Here is an 18,754-nt window from a genome sequence, read left to right as displayed (position 1 = left end):
TCCTCTAGTCGAGCTGTTCGGCGATGCTCTGCGGCACCGGGATCTGGATTTCCAATAATTGCTGAGCGAAGGCTTTGCCTTGCGGGTCGATGCGCAGACTGGCGACACCGCCACCGCCGAGGGCGTTTTCCAAAAGGAAGTTGAGGCTGTGGGTGCCGGGCAGATACCAGCGTTCGACACGCCCGAGAAGCGGATCGAGGACGTGGCGCATCCAGTCGACCACCACCGAAGGGGTCAGCGCTTCGGCGATCCACGGCAGGTAATCGGGATGGCGCGGCATCACGCCGATGTTGCTGTGGTTGCCCTTGTCGCCGGAGCGCGCCACCGCCAGTTTCACCAGCGGCACACTGGCATCGGCGCGGCCCTGGGGTTTGGGTGGCTGATGGGCGATCGGCAAATCTGCGCTGTCGAGGGCCACTGGGTCGGGGAGGGCGCACGGATGGCGCTCACCGGCCATATCGATTTGCAGGGTGCAGGCGCTTTTATCGATGAGGAAAGAGAACAGACGGATGAGGGGGTATACGGTCGGACGACCGCCGACGATGCCGGTCAAACCCGGCGCCATGCCGGTCGCGGCCTGGGCGATCTCTCTGGAAAACAGTACCAGTGCGTGTTTGTCGGGATGGCGCACGGCGATTTTGATCACCACTTCACGGCTGTCGCGGCGCTGGCCGTGGGGGCCGTAGGTGGCTTCGCTGCCGAGCAGTTCGACATGGGTTTCGCTGTACGGCGCCCAGCCGCGCAGGCTGAACATCTCGGCGGTCTTGTCGATGATTGCCTGACTGACCCGCCGTGCCTTGTCCACTGCGTCGATGCCGGCCATCAGGCAACTGGCGGTGCAGCGGAAACCGTCCGGGTACGTGGCGCTGACCTTGTATTTGTCGTTGGGCGGCAGGCCTTTGGCACCGTGCACGTGCACGACGTTTTTGCCCTGTTGCTGGAGTTTGACCTGGCTGAAATCGCAGATCACGTCGGGTAACAGATAGGCCTGCGGATCGCCGATTTCGTAGAGCATCTGCTCGCCGACCGTCAACGGCGTGACCAGTCCGCCGGAGCCTTCGGGTTTGCTGACGAGGAACTGGCTATCGGCGCTGACCTCGACGATCGGAAAACCGATGTGCTCGTAATCCGGCACCTCGCGCCAGTCGGTGAAATTACCGCCCGTGCACTGCGCGCCGCATTCGATGATGTGCCCGGCCAGTGCGGCCTGGGCGAGTTTGTCGTAGTCATGCCACGACCAGCCGAATTCGTGAACCAGCGCCGCACTGACCACGGCGCTGTCGACCACCCGGCCGGTGATGACAATGTCGGCACCCAGGCGCAACGCTTCGACAATCCCCGGCGCGCCGAGGTAGGCGTTGGTCGACACGCACATGCGCGGAAGCGGCGCGCCGCTGAACATTTCCCGGATGTCGGCGGGGTTTTTGAGTTGTCCTTGCAGGTCATCGCCGAGCAACACGGCAATCTTCAGCTGGACCCCAGCCTGGTCGCAGGCCGCTTGCAGGGCCGCCGCGCAAGCCTGCGGATTGACCCCGCCGGCATTGCTGATCACGCGGATGTTCTGTTCGGCCAGTTGCGTCAGCAGCGGCGCCAGCACTTCAACGAAGTCACCCGCGAACCCGGCCTGCGGGTCTTTCAGGCGCGCACCGGCCATAAGCGACATGGTGATCTCGGCCAGATAATCGAACACCAGATAATCCAGGTTTCCGCCGGAGACAAGCTGGGCGGCAGCGGTGGAGGTGTCGCCCCAAAAAGCACTGGCGCAGCCGATTCGCACGGTGGTTGGCATTTTTATCTCCGACTCAGGGACCTGCGACAGAAGTGTCTGGAGGCTACCAAGCAAGCGCTTGGTTTGTAAACAGGCGAAACATTCTTCTGCCCAAGCGCTTGCTTGGTGCCCGCGCGCGGCTTAAATTGCGCGCAACCCTGCGGTTACAGGGGGCAACACACTGATCGACTGTAGGAGAGAACGGGTGGACGAGCAAAAAGCCCTGCGGGTCATGCGCGAACTGGTCGACCAAGGCCAGTTGACCGACCCGGACAGCGCCCGTGGCAAATTGCTGCAAGTGGCGGCTCACCTGTTTCGCAACAAAGGCTATGAGCGCACCACAGTGCGTGATCTGGCCAGTGCTGTGGGCATTCAGTCGGGAAGCATTTTTCATCACTTCAAAAGCAAGGATGAAATTCTCCGCGCGGTGATGGAGGAAACCATCCGCTACAACACCGCTTTGATGCGCGCAGCCTTGGCCGAGGCGAGCGATGTGCGCGAAAGGGTGCTGGCACTGATTCGTTGCGAGTTGCAGTCGATCATGGGCGGCAGTGGCGAAGCGATGGCCGTGCTGGTATACGAATGGCGCTCATTGTCCGAAGACGGCCAGGCTAAAGTCCTCGCTTTGCGTGATGTTTATGAAGACCTCTGGCTGCAGGTTCTGGGCGAGGCCAAGGACGCGGGCTTTATTCGCGGTGACGTTTTTATTACCCGACGTTTCCTTACCGGCGCACTGTCCTGGACCACCACCTGGTTCCGTGCCGGCGGCAGTTTGAGCCTCGATCAACTCGCCGATGAAGCGTTGATTCTGGTCCTCGAAGCGCGTTGAACGGTTGTCGGACCGGCCGGGAAACTGGCTAAGTCGGCGAAACCGCCTAGCTTGAATGCATTGATCGCTATTTTTTTCGGGGAGTGGGGTGTTTTGAAGTCTTCGCCAATTCGGACAGCCGCCGGGCTGCTGCTCGCTGCGCTGGCTGCGTTATGGGTATTGCCCGCTCAGTCAGCGCAATTGGTCCGGGTCGGCGCCGCGCATTTCCCGCCTTATACGATTCGCCCGGAAAACGGCGCCGACACCGGCCTGTTGCCGCAATTGGTCGAGGCGCTGAACCGCTCGCAGAGCGACTATCAATTTGTTCTGGTGCCGACGTCGATCCCGCGCCGCTTCGGTGATTTCAAGCAGGGCCGCATCGATATGGCGATCTTCGAGAACCCCGAGTGGGGCTGGAAGGACATTCCCCACGACGACGTCGACATGGGCCTGGAAGACGCCGAGATTTTCGTCGCGCAACGCGAAGACGGCCGCCAGCAAAACTATTTCTCGAGCCTGTCGGGCAAACGTCTGGCGCTGTTCAGCGGTTATCACTACGAATTCGCCGACTTCAACGCCGACCCGAAATATCTCGCAAAAAACTACAACGCGACGCTGACCTATTCCCACGACAGCAACCTGCTGATGGTCCTGCGCGGGCGCGCCGACATTGCCCTGGTCACCCGTTCCTATCTGTTCGATTACCTGCTGCGCAACGAGAAGGTCCGCGATGAGCTGTTGGCGTCGCAGCGTACCGATCAGATCTATCACCATTACGCGATTCTGCGGCCAAGCGCTCCTATCACCGGCGAAGCCTTCGGCAACCTGTTGCAGCGTTTGCGCGACAACGGCGAATTGCTGAGGATTTTCGAGCCCTACAGGATTGCCGTGATGCCGGCGCCTCATCACTGAAGCGCTAATTGCCTCTCGCGCTTAAATTTCCCCTCCCGGCTCACGTCACTTCGTTGAACTGTCGACGATTACGTGAGCCCGACCCATGTCCAATCTGAATGACCTGACTGCCTTGGCGTTGCCCTCGGGCAGTCGATTGATCGCTGATGCTACCGAGAGCCGGCTGAGCCTGAGCCTGGACGGGCAACCGCTGATTCGGCTGCGCCTGGACCGCGAGGCCAATGGCCCGATCCAGCTTGATGAGCGTTTTGCCCTGCCGCCCGGCCAAGCCTTGTGGGCGGCCTGTTATTGGCTGTTCGCCCGTGACCCGGCGTGTCAGCAGTTGATCTGGCAACTCGATCAGCCACCGACCGAAGCCTTGCGCAGTGGTTTGCTGATCAATACCGAAGTCGCCGGCGAGTATCGCTGCGAGCGCACGCTGTTCTGGCAACTGCCGCAGCCGTGGCTGGGCACTTCACTGACCGGCAGCTATCCGCAGCAAATGGTCATCAGCCAGGGCAAGCGCCATCCGCTGCGACCGGTGAAGCCGCGCGGTGAAGTCTATCGGCGTTTCGATGCACGTCTCGGCGCGTGGATTTCCTTGCGAACGCTCGAAATCGAGGAAGATCTGTCGCGCTTCAATCGCTGGCAGAACAGCCCGCGCGTGGCGAGTTTCTGGCAGGAGGAGGGCAGCCTTGAGCAGCATCGCGAATACCTCGGCAAGCTCGAGGCCGATCCGCACACGCTGACGCTGATTGGCTGTTTCGATGACCAGCCTTTCGCTTACTTCGAAGCCTACTGGGCCAAGGAAGATCGCATCGCGCCGTTCTACGATGCCGGCGATTACGACCGTGGCATTCACATGCTGGTCGGCGAGGAAAGTCATCGCGGCCCGCACAAAGTGGCGAGCTGGTTATCGGCGCTGGTGCATTACCTGTTTCTCGATGATCCACGCACCCAGCGCGTGGTCGCCGAGCCACGTGCCGACAACGCGAAGATGATCGGGCATATGCACAACCAATGCTTTCACTGCGAGAAGGAATTCGATTTTCCGCACAAGCGCGCGGCGCTGATGATTCTGGGGCGGGAGCGGTTTTTTGATCGGTGCAGCCTGGCCTGATGCGTTCGGCCTCGGCTTTCGTTTGAAGCTGAGGCCGCTTTCGCGAGCAGGCTCGCTCCCACAGGGTTTGATGAACGACACAAATCCAGTGTGGGAGCGAGCCTGCTCGCGAATGGCTTGACGCAAAATCCGAATCCTAACGACGACCCGCAATCACCGCATCCCGCCGACTGCCCGAGACCTTGCGGCAGTGCACCAAAGCATCACGAATCATGAAGTTGACCAGGGTGGGCGATACGCCCAGTTCCTTGGCGATGTCTTTCTGCGGCACGCCGTGCAGACGGTACATCTCGAAGGCATAGCGGGTGCGGCTGGGCAGCTCGGTCAGTGCATCGGCGATGTGTTCCAGAGTCGAGAAGTTGATGTGCGAAGTTTCCGGCGAAGCGCCCTGAATCACCACGTTCAAGCCTTCCTCTTCCGGGCCTGAGTATTTCTGTTCGAGCGCCTGCTTGCGGTAGTGATCGATGGCGAGGTTGCGCACGATCTGGAACAGGTAGCTCAGCTGAGCCTTGATCGACGACGTGATCGGCGGGGCCGATTGCAGTCGGAAAAACGCATCCTGAACCACGTCTTCGGCACGAGACCTGCAACCGGTAATACGGGCTGCAATCTTGACCAGAATCAGTCGATTGTCGACGAATGCCTGAAGTAGCGGTGAATCGCACCTGCTTGTGGATACTTGTTCCGTCATGGAAATCACCTTGCTGCCAATAGGTTAGTGGGAGGGCCTCGGGGGACGGCGCCGTCCTACACATCGAGCGACAAATTATGTTGAATGATAATGATTGTCAAATGAGAAAGAGAAGTAGTGCTGTAAGTCGATGTGTTTTGCCAACTGCGACACGCCGCCGCACCTTGGCCCCGGTGGACGTCGCCTCTGCCGACTAATTATTTCCACACTCCATCCGTTCTCATTGGTGAATGGCCCGGGTGCAGATCCCCGGCCTCAGCGCATTCCGATGCCTTGCGCGGTCGGCACAGACCGCGCACCGCACGCCTCTCGACAGGTGTGACGCAGCCACCCGATTCCACTTGCAAGCCGAATTCAGGCAGGAAACCTCATGACCGACGCGTTCGAACTCCCCAGCACCCTGGTCCATGCCCTCAAGCGTCGCGCAGTCCTGACGCCGGACCGACTGGCCTTGCGTTTTCTCGCCGAAAACCCGGAGCAGACCGTGGTGCTCAACTATCGCGAACTGGATCAACGCGCGCGCACCATCGCCGCTGCGTTGCAGGCTCAGGCTGGATTCGGTGAGCGTGCGGTACTGCTGTTTCCCAGCGGCGCAGATTACGTCGCGGCGTTTTTCGGCTGCCTGTATGCCGGTGTGATTGCGGTACCGGCCTATCCGCCGGAATCCGCGCGTCGTCATCATCAGGAGCGATTGCTGTCGATCATCGCCGACGCCGAGCCCAAGCTGCTGTTGACCAGCGCCGATCTGCGCGATGCCTTGCAACAAATCGACGGCGCGCCGCCGCTGCTGTGTGTCGATACCCTCGACAGCGCACTGGCCGAAAGCTGGATTGAACCGAGCCTGCCGCCCGAACACATCGCCTTTTTGCAATACACCTCCGGCTCCACCGCGCTGCCCAAGGGCGTGCAAGTCAGCCACGGCAATCTGGTCGCCAATGAACTGCTGATCCGTCGCGGCTTCGGCATCGACGTCAACCCGGACGATGTCATCGTCAGCTGGTTGCCGCTGTATCACGACATGGGTTTGATCGGCGGTCTGCTGCAACCGATTTTCAGCGGCGTACCGTGCATTCTGATGTCGCCGGCGTACTTCCTCGGCCGGCCGTTGCGCTGGCTGGAAGCGATTGCCGAATACGGCGGCACCATCAGCGGCGGCCCGGATTTCGCCTACCGTTTGTGCAGTGAGCGGGTCAGCGAGTCGGCCCTTGAGCGCCTCGATCTCAGTCGATGGCGCGTGGCCTATTCTGGCTCCGAGCCGATTCGCCTCGACACCCTTGAACGCTTCGCGGAAAAGTTCGCTGCTTGCGGTTTCAGCGAAAACAGCTTCATGGCTTCGTACGGTCTGGCCGAGGCGACCCTGTTTGTCGCCGGCACGCCGCGCGGCACCGGCATCCCGGCGCTGCGCGTGGACGATCAGGCGCTGGCGCAAAACCGCGCCGAGCCGGGCGACGGCAGCGCGATCATGAGCTGCGGCATCAGTCAGCCTGAGCACGCGGTGCTGATTGTCGATCCCAACACGCTCGAGGAACTGACCGACAATGCCGTCGGTGAAGTCTGGGCCGCCGGCCCGAGCATCGCCCACGGTTACTGGCGCAACCCCGAAGCCAGCGCCAAGACTTTTGTCCAGCACGTCGGGCGCACCTGGTTGCGCACCGGCGACCTGGGTTTTATCCGTGACGGCGAACTGTTCGTCACCGGGCGCCTGAAAGACATGCTCATCGTCCGTGGCCATAACCTGTATCCGCAGGACATCGAGCAGACTGTCGAGCGCGAAGTCGAAGTGGTGCGCAAGGGGCGTGTGGCGGCGTTTGCGGTCACTCACAACGGCGAAGAGGGCATCGGCGTCGCTGCGGAAATCAGCCGCAGCGTGCAGAAAATCCTTGCGCCAGATGCGCTGATCAAAGCCATTCGCCAAGCCGTGGCCGAGGCCTGTCAGGAGGCGCCAAGCGTGGTGGTGCTGCTCAATCCGGGCGCGTTGCCGAAAACCTCCAGTGGCAAACTGCAGCGCTCGGCGTGCCGCAATCGTCTGGCTGATGGCAGCCTCGACAGTTACGCGCAGTTCCCTTCGATTACAGCGGCAACGGAAACCGCGACCAGCAGCACTTCGGATCTTGAAGCGTTGATCGGGCAAATCTGGGCCGAGCAACTCAACGTCAAGCAGGTCAGTGGCGACGACCATTTCTTCCTGCTCGGCGGCAACTCGATCGCCGCCACGCAAGTGGTTGCGCGGGTTCGCGAAGCACTCGGTGTCGAGCTGAGCCTGCGCCTGCTGTTCGAAGCGCCAACCTTGTCCGCCTTCGCCGCCTTCGCCGCCGCCGTGGCGCAGCAGCAACAGACTGGCGGCAGCGCCCAAGGTGCAATCAGCACGTTGCCGCGCAGTGAGCCGATGCCGCAGTCGCTGGCACAAAATCGTCTGTGGATCACTTGGCAACTCGATCCACAGAGCAGCGCCTACAACATTCCCGGCGGCCTGCGCTTGCGTGGCGAACTCGACGAAGACGCCGTGCGCAAAAGCTTCCAGCAACTGATCGAACGCCATGAATCTTTGCGCACACGTTTCTTCGAGCGTGACGGCGTGGCATTGCAGCAAGTGCTCGCTGATGCCGAATTCAACCTGCAACTGATCGACATCAGCGACCTGCCAATGTCCGAGCGTGAAGCCCGTGCCGAGCAGATTCGCGAAGACGAGGCGCGCACTCGGTTCGATCTGGAAAAAGGCCCGTTGCTGGCGGTGACACTGGTGCGTCTCGATGACGAAGAACATCAACTGCTGGTGACCCTGCACCACATCATCGCTGACGGCTGGTCGCTGAATATCCTGCTCGACGAATTCTCGCGTCTCTACGCGGCGGCAACCCAAGGGACGCCGGCGACACTGGCAGCGCTGCCCACGCAATACGCCGATTACGGCAACTGGCAGCGGCAATGGCTGGCGCAAGGCGAGGGCGAGCGGCAACTGGCGTACTGGAAAGCGCAGTTGGGCGAAGAACATCCGCCACTGGAACTGGCCACCGATCACCCGCGCTCGGCCAGACACAACCACAGCGCCGCGCGCCACAGCGTGCGCTTGAGTACCGAACTCAGCGAGGCGATCCGCCAGACTGCGCAGGCTCACGAAGCCACGCCGTTCATGCTTCTGCTCGCTGCGTTGCAAAGTTTGCTGCACCGCTACAGTGGTCAGCGCGACATTCGCATCGGCGTGCCCAACGCCAACCGTCCGCGCCTGGAAACCCAAGGCCTGATCGGCTTCTTCATCAATACCCAGGTGTTGCGTGCGCAGATCGATTCGCGCCTGACATTTGCCGAGTTGCTGAACCAGACCCGCCAAGCCGCACTCGGCGCCCAGGCCCATCAGGATCTGCCCTTCGAACAACTGCTCGAAGCGTTCCCGCAGGCCCGCGAACAGGGACTGTTCCAGGTCATGTTCAACCATCAGCAGCGCGACCTCAGTGCACTCAAGCGCCTGCCCGGTCTGCTCGCCGAAGAACTGCCGTGGCACAGCCGCGAGGCCAAGTTCGATCTGCAATTGCACAGCGAAGAGGATCGCAACGGTCGTCTGAGCTTGGCGTTCGACTACGCCAGCGAACTGTTCGACGCCGCGACCATCGAGCGCCTGGCCGAGCATTTCCACAATCTGCTCAGCGAGGTCTGCGAACGGCCTCAGCAGGCCATTGGCGATCTGCGCTTGCTGACCGCCAGCGAGCAGAATCAGCAGAAGGACTGGAGCGTCGCTCCGTGCACCCCGGCGCAACACTGGCTGCCGGAACTGCTCGAGCAACAATTGCGCAACACCCCGCAACGCACCGCGCTGGTGTGGGACGGCGGTCGTCTGGATTTTGCCGAGCTGCACGCGCAAGCCAACCGGCTCGCCCATTACCTGCGCGACAAAGGTGTTGGTCCGGACGTGTGCGTGGCCATCGCCGCCGAGCGTTCGCCGCAACTGTTGATCGGCCTGCTGGCGATCATCAAGGCTGGCGGCGCCTATGTGCCGCTTGATCCGGATTATCCGGCCGAACGACTTGCATACATGCTCCGCGACAGCGGCGTCGAACTGCTCCTGACCCAGACGCAATTGCTCGAGCGTTTGCCGGCCAGCGATGGCGTCAGCGTGATCGCCATGGATGCGCTGCACCTGGATAAATGGCCGAGCCAGGCACCGGGACTGCGAGTGCACGGCGACAACCTCGCCTACGTGATTTACACCTCGGGTTCCACCGGGCAACCGAAAGGCGTCGGTAACACCCACGCCGCGCTGGCCGAGCGCCTGCAATGGATGCAGGACACTTACCGTCTCGACGAAACCGACGTGCTGATGCAAAAAGCGCCGATCAGTTTCGACGTCTCGGTGTGGGAATGCTTCTGGCCGCTGATCACCGGCGCGCGGCTGTTGCTTGCCGCGCCCGGCGAGCACCGCGACCCGCATCGCATCGCGCAACTGGTCCAGCAATACGGCGTGACCACGCTGCACTTCGTGCCGCCGCTGCTGGCGCTGTTCATCGACGAGCCGCTGAGTGCCGAGTGCACCAGCCTGCGCCGGGTGTTTTCCGGCGGTGAAGCTTTGCCCGCCGAGTTGCGCAACCGTGTGCTGACGCAACTGCCGGCGGTGCAGTTACACAACCGCTACGGCCCGACCGAAACCGCGATCAACGTCACCCATTGGCACTGCACAACTGTCGATGGCGAGCGCTCGCCGATTGGCCGGCCGTTGGGCAATGTGATCTGCCGCATCCTTGATGCCGATCTCAATCCAGTGCCGGCGGGCGTGCCGGGCGAGCTATGCATCAGCGGTATTGGTCTGGCTCGCGGTTACCTGGGTCGTCCGGCGTTGACCGCCGAGCGTTTTGTCGTCGATCCACTGGGCGAGCAGGGCGCCCGTTTGTACCGCACCGGCGACCGTGCGCGCTGGTCCTCGGATGGCGTGATCGAATATCTCGGCCGTCTCGATCAGCAGGTCAAGCTGCGCGGCTTTCGCGTCGAACCTGAAGAAATCCAGGCGCGACTGCTGGCGCAAAATGGCGTCGCCCAGGCCGTGGTGCTGGTGCGGGAAACCGCTGCCGGCGCGCGACTGATCGGCTACTTCACGGCGAGCGATGCGCAGGAAAATGCCGATGAGCAAATTATTCGGCTGAAAGCTGCCCTCGCTGCCGAGCTGCCGGAATACATGGTGCCCGCACAATTGCTGCGCCTTGACGCGATGCCGCTGAGTCCCAGCGGCAAACTCGACCGCCGCGCCTTGCCCGAGCCGCAATGGCAGGTGCGTGAACATGTCGAGCCGGTCAGCGAACTGGAGCAACAAATCGCCGCGATCTGGCGCGAAGTGCTGGGTCTGAAGCAGATCGGCCTGCGCGATGATTTCTTCGCCCTCGGCGGTCATTCGCTGCTGGCCACGCAAATCATTTCGCGCACACGTCAGGCCTGTGACGTCGAACTGCCGCTGCGCACATTGTTCGAGCACAGCGAACTGGGCGATTACGCCGAACAGATTCGCCTGATCCAGGTCAGCGGCCGCACCAACCCACAGCTACCGATCAGCAAAGTCGACCGCAGCCAAGCGGTGCCGTTGTCCTATTCGCAGCAGCGCATGTGGTTCCTCTGGCAGATGGAGCCGGACAGCCCGGCGTACAACGTCGGCGGCATGGCGCGCTTGCGCGGCGTGCTGCACGTCGAGCATTTCGAGGCGGCGTTGCAGGCGCTGATCCTGCGCCACGAAACCCTGCGCACAATATTCCCCAGTGTCGACGGCATTGCCCGCCAACAGGTGCATGCCGAGACCGGCGTGCGCATGGGCTGGAAAGATTTCTCCAGCCTGCCGGCAGAAGTCCGGGAGCTACAAGTCCAGCAACTGGCCGATGCAGAAGCGCACCAGCCGTTCGATCTGGAAACCGGTCCGTTGCTGCGTGCCTGTCTGGTCAAGACCGCCGAGCACGAGCATTACTTCGTCCTGACCCTGCACCACATCGTCACCGAAGGCTGGGCGATGGACATCTTTGCCCGTGAACTCAGCGCGCTGTATGAAGCGTTCGTCGATGAGCGCGCCTCGCCGCTTGAGCCGCTGCCGGTGCAATACCTCGACTACAGCGTCTGGCAGCGCCAGTGGCTGGAATCCGGCGAGCGCCAGCGCCAGCTCGATTACTGGACCGCGCAGCTCGGTCGCGAACATCCGCTCCTCGAACTGCCCGGCGACCGTCCGCGTCCACCGGTGCAGAGCCATCAGGGCGAGCTGTTCCGTTTCGATCTGAGTGACGATCTCGCCGCGCGGGTGCGGGCATTCAATGCACAAAACGGTCTGACGTTGTTCATGACCATGACCGCCGCGCTCGCCACATTGCTGTACCGCTACAGCGGCCAGACCGACCTGCGCATCGGCGCGCCGGTGGCCAACCGCATTCGCCCGGAAAGCGAAGGGCTGATCGGGGCGTTTCTCAACACCCAGGTGCTGCGTTGCCGGCTCGACGGGCAGATGTCGGTCGGCGAACTGTTCGAGCAGGTGCGCCACACCGTGATCGAAGGCCAGTCCCATCAGGATCTGCCGTTCGATCATCTGGTCGAAGCCTTGCAGCCGCCACGCAGCGCGGCTTACAACCCGCTGTTCCAGGTGATGTGCAACGTGCAGCGCTGGGAATTCCAGCAGAGCCGCGCGCTCGCTGGGATGACTGTCGAGTACCTGGCCAACGATGCGCGGGCGACCAAGTTCGATCTCAATCTGGAAGTCACCGACCTCGACCATCGCCTCGGCTGCTGCCTGACTTACAGCACCGATCTGTTCGACGAGCCGACCATCGAACGCATGGCCAGGCACTGGCGCAACCTGCTTGAAGCGTTGATCGCTGATCCGCAGCAACGGCTCAGTGAACTGCCGCTGCTCGATAAGCCTGAGCAACAGCAGCTGCTCGACAGCCTCGGCATCGAGCCGGGCGAGCATCGTCTCGATCAGTGCATCCATCATCTTTTCGCCGAACAGGCACTGGCGCGCAAAGACGCGCCAGCACTGACTTTCGCCGGGCAGACCCTGAGCTACGCCGAGCTCGATGCCCGTGCCAATCGTCTGGCCTGGGCGCTGCGGGAACGCGGGGTCGGCCCGCAAGTGCGCGTTGGCCTGGCGCTGGAGCGTTCGCTGGAAATGGTCATCGGCCTGCTGGCGATTCTCAAGGCCGGTGGTGCGTACGTGCCGCTGGATCCGGAATACCCGCTCGACCGTCTGCATTACATGATCGAAGACAGCCGCATCGGTCTGCTGCTCAGCGATCGCGCGATGTTCAAAGCCCTCGGTGATCTGCCGCCAAGCGTGGCGCGCTGGTGCCTGGAAGAGGACAGCGCGGCACTCGCCGCTTACCCGGCCAGTGAGCTGCCATTTATCAGCCTGCCGCAGCATCAGGCCTACCTGATTTACACCTCGGGCTCGACCGGTAAACCGAAAGGCGTGGTGGTCTCCCACGGCGAAATCGCCATGCACTGCCAAGCCGTGATCGAGCGTTTCGGCATGCGCCCGGACGACTGTGAACTGCATTTCTATTCGATCAACTTCGACGCTGCCACCGAACGTCTACTGGTGCCGCTGCTCAGCGGTGCGCAGGTGGTACTGCGGGCGCAAGGGCAGTGGGACGCGGAAGAAATCTGCGGCTTGATTCGCACGCATCGAATCAACGTCCTCGGTTTCACGCCGAGCTACGGCAGCCAGTTGGCGCAGTTCCTCGCGACCCAAAATGAAGTCCTGCCGGTGCGCATGATCATCACCGGCGGTGAAGCGCTGACCGGCGAGCATCTGCAGCGCATTCGCGCGGCATTCCAACCGGCGCAGTTTTTCAATGCTTACGGCCCGACCGAAACCGTGGTCATGCCGCTGGCCAGTCTGGCGCCGCAGGTACTGGAAGAGGGCGCCGGCAGTGTGCCGATCGGCAGCGTGATCGGGGCGCGAGTCGCCTACATTCTCGATGCCGATCTGGCCTTGGTGCCGCAAGGCGCGACCGGTGAATTGTTTGTCGGCGGCGCCGGTCTGGCCCAGGCCTATCACGACCGTCCGGGCATCAGCGCCGAGCGTTTTGTCGCTGACCCGTTTGCCGCTGATGGCGGACGCATGTATCGCACCGGCGATTTGGTGCGCCAGCGTGCCGATGGTCTGGTCGAGTATCTGGGGCGGATCGACCATCAAGTGAAAATCCGTGGCTTCCGCATCGAGCTGGGCGAAATCGAAACGCGCCTGCTCGATCACCCTTCGATCCGCGAAGCGGTGGTGCTGGCTCTGGATGCGCCGAGTGGCAAGCAGTTGGTGGGTTACCTCGTTACGGAGGTCGCCGGGCAAGGCGAAGCGCAACAGGCTGAACTTCGCGAAGCGCTCAAGTCGCACCTCAAGGCGCAACTGCCGGACTACATGGTGCCGACCCACCTGATGCTGCTGGCAAGCATGCCGCTGACCGCCAACGGCAAACTCGACCGCCGCGCCTTGCCGGCGCCGGATCTGGAGCTCAATCGTCAGGACTATGTCGCGCCAAGCAACGAGCTTGAGCAGACCCTGGCGCAGATCTGGTGCGACGTGCTCAACGTCAGGCAGGTCGGCCTCAACGACAACTTCTTCGAACTCGGCGGCGACTCGATTCTGTCGATTCAAGTGGTCAGCCGCGCGCGTCAGCAGGGCATTCATTTCAGTCCGCGCGACCTGTTCCAGCACCAGACCGTGCAGACCCTCGCCGCCGTTGCCAGTCGCACCCAGCAAGTGACGGCCGAGCAAGGCCTGGTGGATGGCGAATCGCGCCTGACACCGATTCAGCACTGGTTCTTCGATACGGACATTCCCCAGCGTCAGCACTGGAATCAGGCGCTGTTGCTGGAACCGACTGTGCGCCTCGAGCCGCAACGATTGCAGCAAGCCTTGCTGGCAGTGATCGAACAGCACGATGCGCTGCGTCTGCGTTTCACTGAAACCGATGATGCATGGCAAGCGACGCATCAAGCGCTGACGAATGAGGATGTGCTCTGGCAAGTCAGCGTCGATTCGCTGGATCAGTGCGAAGCCCTGTTCGCCGACGCGCAACGCAGTCTGCATCTGCACAACGGCCCGTTACTGCGCGCGGTGCTGGTCGATGTTGCGGATGTTCAGCAACGCCTGTTCATCGCCATCCACCACTTGGTGGTCGACGGTGTTTCCTGGCGCGTGTTGCTGGATGATCTGCAAACCGCCTATCGCCAACTCGACACTGCGCAGCCGCTGAAACTGCCGGCGAAAACCAGCGCCTTCAAGGACTGGGCCGCGCGTTTGCAGGCCTACGCCGGCAGCGAATCGCTGCGTGAGGAATTGAGCTGGTGGCAGGCGCAACTGGCCGGGCCGAGCGCTGATCTGCCTTGCGAAAACCCGCAGGGCGGCAGGCAGAATCGCCATGCGCAAACCGTCAGCGTACGGCTCGATGCCGAGCGCACCCGACAGCTGCTGCAACAGGCACCGAGCGCTTACCGCACTCAGGTCAACGACCTGCTGCTGACCGCACTGGCTCGTGTGCTGTGCCGCTGGAGCGGCCAGCCCTCGGCACTGATTCAACTGGAAGGCCACGGTCGCGAAACCCTGTTCGACGAGATCGATCTGACCCGCACCGTCGGTTGGTTCACCAGCGCTTATCCGCTGCGCCTGACTCCGCACAATGTCGAAGAGGCCGCCGGGCAGGGCGCTTCGATCAAGGCGATCAAAGAACAATTGCGCGCCGTGCCGCACAAAGGTCTCGGTTATGGCGTGTTGCGTTATCTGGCCGATGACGGCTGCCGCCAGAGCATGGCCGCGCTGCCACAGGCGCCGATCACCTTTAACTACCTCGGCCAGTTCGACCAGAGCTTCGGCGCCGATGCGCTGTTCCGTCCGCTGGATGAAGCGGTCGGTGCCGCCCACGATCCGCAGGCGCCGTTGCCCAACGAGCTGAGTGTCGACAGTCAGATTTACGGTGGTGAACTGCTGCTGCGCTGGACGTTCAGTGCCGAGCGTTACGAGGCGCAAACCATTAACGATCTGGCCGCCGCCTACCTCGGTGAGTTGCAAAGCCTGATCGCCCACTGTCTGCAAGACGAGGCCGGCGGCCTGACACCGTCGGACTTCCCGCTGGCGAAACTGACTCAGGCACAACTCGATGCCTTGCCGGTACCGGCCGCGCACATCGAAGATGTCTATCCGCTGACGCCGATGCAGGAAGGCATGTTGCTGCACACCTTGCTCGAGCCGGGCACCGGTCTGTACTACATGCAGGATCGTTATCGCATCAACAGCGAGCTCGATCCCGAACGTTTCGCCCAGGCCTGGCAAGCGGTGGTCGCCCGTCATGAAGCACTGCGCGCGTCGTTCTGCTGGAACGTCGGCGAAGACATGCTGCAAGTGATTCACACCCCGGGTCGCACGCCGATCGAATATCTGGACTGGAGCGCCATCGCCGAAACCGAGCAGGAACCAAAACTGCAAGCGCTGCTGAAAAGCGAGCGCGAGGCCGGCTTCGATCTGCTCAATCAGGCGCCGTTTCACCTGCGCCTGATCAAGGTCGGCGCAGCGCGTTACTGGTTCATGATGAGCAACCACCACATCCTCATCGATGCCTGGTGCCGTTCGCTGCTGATGAACGACTTTTTCGAGATCTACAGCGCCCTCGGTGAAGGTCGTGAAGCGCAGTTGAGCGTGCCGCCGCGTTATCGCGATTACATCGGCTGGCTGCAACGCCAGAGCCTGGCCGAGGCGCGGCAGTGGTGGCGGCAGAATCTGCAAGGCTTCGAGCGCACCACGCCGATCCCGAGCGACCGGCCGTTCCTGCGCGAACATGCCGGTGAAAGCGGCGGCATGATCGTCGGCGACCGCTACACCCGCCTGAATGTCGAGGACGGTGCACGGCTGCGGGAACTGGCGCAGGCCCATCAACTGACCGTCAACACATTCGCCCAGGCTGCGTGGGCTCTGGTTTTGCGGCGTCTGAGCGGCGATCGCGACGTGCTCTTCGGCGTCACCGTGGCCGGGCGTCCGGTGGAGATGCCGGAAATGCAGCGCACTGTCGGCCTGTTCATCAACAGCATCGCCCTGCGGGTGAAGATGCCGGCGGACGATCAGCGCAGCAGCGTGCGCCAGTGGCTCAGCGCTTTGCTCGACAGCAACATGCAACTGCGCGAGTACGAATACCTGCCGCTGGTGAACATCCAGGAACAGAGCGAATTGCCTAAAGGCCAGCCGCTGTTCGACAGCCTCTTCGTCTTCGAAAACGCCCCGGTGGAAGTCTCGGTGCTTGATCGTGCACAGAGCCTGAATGCGACCTCGGATTCCGGTCGCACCCATACCAACTTCCCGCTGACAGCGGTGTGCTACCCGGGCGATGACCTTGGCTTGCACCTGTCCTATGACCAGCGTTACTTCGACGAGGCGACGGTCGAGCGCATGCTCAGTGAGTTCAAGCGCCTGCTGCTGGCGCTGGTCGACGGCTTCCATGGCGACATGGCCGATTTGCCGCTGCTAGGCGACGAAGAACGCGATTTCCTCCTGCACGGTTGCAACCAGAGCGGCCACGACTATCCGCTGGAGCAAAGCTATGTGGCGCTGTTCGAAGCGCAGGTCGCGGCGCATCCGCAGCGCATCGCCGCCAGTTGCCTCGACGAGCAATTGAGCTACGCCGAGCTGAACCACAACGCCAACCGCCTCGGCCATGCCCTGGTCGCCGCCGGGGTGCGAATGGATCAACCGGTGGCGCTGCTCGCCGAGCGTAATCTCGACCTGCTCGGCATGATCATCGGCAGCTTCAAGGCCGGCGCTGGTTATCTGCCGCTGGACCCGGGCCTGCCGAGCCAGCGTCTGAGCCGCATCATCGAGCTGAGCCGCACGCCGTTGCTGGTGTGCAGCGCCGCTTGCCGTGAACAGGCGCAGACCTTGCTCGAGGAGTTTGGCTGTTCGAATCGTCCGCGCCTGCTGGTGTGGGAAGAGGTGCAGGCGTCGGCGGCAGCGACGCACAATCCGGGCATCCACAGTGGCCCGGATAATCTCGCCTATGTGATCTACACCTCGGGTTCGACCGGGCTGCCTAAAGGCGTGATGGTCGAGCAGCGCGGCATGCTCAACAACCAGTTGAGCAAACGTCCGTACCTCGACTTGAGCGAGGCCGATGTGATCGCGCAGACCGCCTCGCAAAGCTTCGATATTTCCGTCTGGCAGTTCCTCGCCGCGCCGTTGTTCGGCGCGCGGGTCGACATCGTGCCGAATACGATTGCCCACGATCCGCAAGGTTTGCTGGCGCATGTACAGGCGCAGGGCATCACCGTGCTGGAGAGTGTGCCGTCGCTGATTCAGGGCATGCTCGGCTCCGAGCGTCTGAGCCTCGACGGCTTGCGCTGGATGCTGCCGACCGGTGAAGCGATGCCGCCGGAACTGGCGCATCAATGGCTGCTGCGTTACCCGGATATTGGTCTGGTCAATGCTTACGGCCCAGCGGAATGCTCGGATGACGTGGCGTTCTTCCGTGTCGACATGGCCTCGACGCGCGGCAGTTACTTGCCGATCGGCACGCCGACCGACAATAACTTGCTGTATCTGCTCGATGGCGCGCTGGATCTGGTGCCTTTGGGCGCGGTGGGTGAGTTATGTGTTGCCGGCACCGGTGTCGGTCGCGGTTACGTCAGCGATCCGCTGCGCACCGCGCCGGTGTTTGTGCCGAATCCGTTCGGCGCGCCGGGCGAACGCTTGTACCGCACCGGTGACCTGGCGCGGCGCCGCGCTGACGGCGTGCTGGAATACGTCGGCCGCGTCGATCATCAAGTGAAGATTCGCGGTTACCGCATCGAGCTCGGTGAAATCGAAGCGCGCCTGCACGAACAACCGGAAGTGCGCGACGCGGCGGTTGGTGTGCAGGAGGGCGTCAACGGCAAGCATCTGGTCGGTTATCTGGTCGCGGCCGATGCAGCGCTCAATCCGGGCGAACGCCTGGAGCGGATCAAGCAGCGCCTGCGTGCCGAACTCCCCGAATACATGGTGCCGCTGCACTGGCTATGGCTGGAGCAGATGCCGCTCAATGCCAACGGCAAACTCGACCGCAAAGCCTTGCCGGCCTTGGAGATCGGTCAGTTGCAGAGCGAGGATTATCTGGCCCCGCGCAACGAACTGGAGCAGACCCTGGCTGATATCTGGGCTGAGGTGCTGAAAGTGGAAAAGGTCGGCATGCGCGACAACTTCTTCGAACTGGGCGGGCATTCCTTGCTGGCTACGCAAATTGCATCGCGGGTACAAAAAGCCCTGCAACGCAACGTGCCGCTGCGCGCGATGTTCGAATGCAGCACGGTGGAGGAACTGGCCGAGTACATCGATGGGCTGGCGGCCAGTGATATTACGGAGGAGAAGGTTGATCGGTTGAATGATCTGATGGCGGAGCTGGAGGGGCTGTAGTTCTCCGGCGCCTGGGCCGGCCTCTTCGCTGGCAAGCCAGCTCCCACAGTTTTTGCGGTGAGCACAAATCTTGTGAACGACGTTGAACCCTGTGGGAG

General features: G+C 62.3%; 6 protein-coding genes. 4 read left to right on the top strand and 2 right to left on the bottom strand.

The genetic code is table 11. The annotated features are described in order from the left end of the window. Window positions 1-4 precede the first annotated feature (4 nt). Window positions 5-1,789, bottom strand: coding sequence for an acyclic terpene utilization AtuA family protein (locus PSH90_RS18170; RefSeq protein WP_305381213.1), 1,785 nt, complete (start codon window positions 1,787-1,789; stop codon window positions 5-7). 184 nt (window positions 1,790-1,973) lie between these two features. On the opposite strand from PSH90_RS18170, the gene PSH90_RS18165 reads away from it, so the two are divergent. From PSH90_RS18165 to PSH90_RS18155, 3 genes are all read left to right on the top strand, one after another. After that, window positions 1,974-2,597: a TetR/AcrR family transcriptional regulator gene (locus PSH90_RS18165; RefSeq protein ID WP_305381211.1), complete on the top strand. Its 624-nt coding sequence runs from the start codon at window positions 1,974-1,976 to the stop codon at window positions 2,595-2,597. A gap of 93 nt (window positions 2,598-2,690) precedes the next feature. Continuing rightward, window positions 2,691-3,488, top strand: a complete 798-nt coding sequence (locus tag PSH90_RS18160) for an ABC transporter substrate-binding protein (protein WP_041478456.1) — start codon at window positions 2,691-2,693, stop codon at window positions 3,486-3,488. An 85-nt stretch (window positions 3,489-3,573) separates the two neighbouring features. Continuing rightward, on the top strand, window positions 3,574-4,587 hold the full coding sequence (locus PSH90_RS18155) for a GNAT family N-acetyltransferase (RefSeq protein ID WP_305381210.1): 1,014 nt from the start codon (window positions 3,574-3,576) through the stop codon (window positions 4,585-4,587). A gap of 136 nt (window positions 4,588-4,723) precedes the next feature. On the opposite strand, the gene PSH90_RS18150 is transcribed toward PSH90_RS18155, so the two are convergent. After that, window positions 4,724-5,278, bottom strand: a complete 555-nt coding sequence (locus PSH90_RS18150) for an RNA polymerase factor sigma-70 (protein ID WP_008088195.1) — start codon at window positions 5,276-5,278, stop codon at window positions 4,724-4,726. Window positions 5,279-5,648: 370 nt separating this feature from the next. Between PSH90_RS18150 and PSH90_RS18145 the strand changes: the two genes are divergently transcribed. Then, window positions 5,649-18,656, top strand: a complete 13,008-nt coding sequence (locus PSH90_RS18145; protein ID WP_305381208.1) for a non-ribosomal peptide synthetase — start codon at window positions 5,649-5,651, stop codon at window positions 18,654-18,656. The last annotated feature ends 98 nt before the right edge of the window (window positions 18,657-18,754 follow it).

Source organism: Pseudomonas sp. FP1762 (genome assembly GCF_030687105.1).
In the GTDB taxonomy this organism is placed as follows: domain Bacteria; phylum Pseudomonadota; class Gammaproteobacteria; order Pseudomonadales; family Pseudomonadaceae; genus Aquipseudomonas; species Aquipseudomonas siliginis.
Note: the sequence above shows the minus strand (reverse complement) of the source record. Positions and strands in the feature narration are given on the sequence as shown.

Bases quoted from the DNA above. Each gene is read 5' to 3' on its own strand.
- PSH90_RS18155 (WP_305381210.1), top strand. From the start codon at position 3,574: ATGTCCAATCTGAATGACCTGACTGCCTTGGCGTTGCCCTCGGGCAGT.
- PSH90_RS18145 (WP_305381208.1), top strand. From the start codon at position 5,649: ATGACCGACGCGTTCGAACTCCCCAGCACCCTGGTCCATGCCCTCAAG.
- PSH90_RS18150 (WP_008088195.1), bottom strand. From the start codon at position 5,278: ATGACGGAACAAGTATCCACAAGCAGGTGCGATTCACCGCTACTTCAG.
- PSH90_RS18170 (WP_305381213.1), bottom strand. From the start codon at position 1,789: ATGCCAACCACCGTGCGAATCGGCTGCGCCAGTGCTTTTTGGGGCGAC.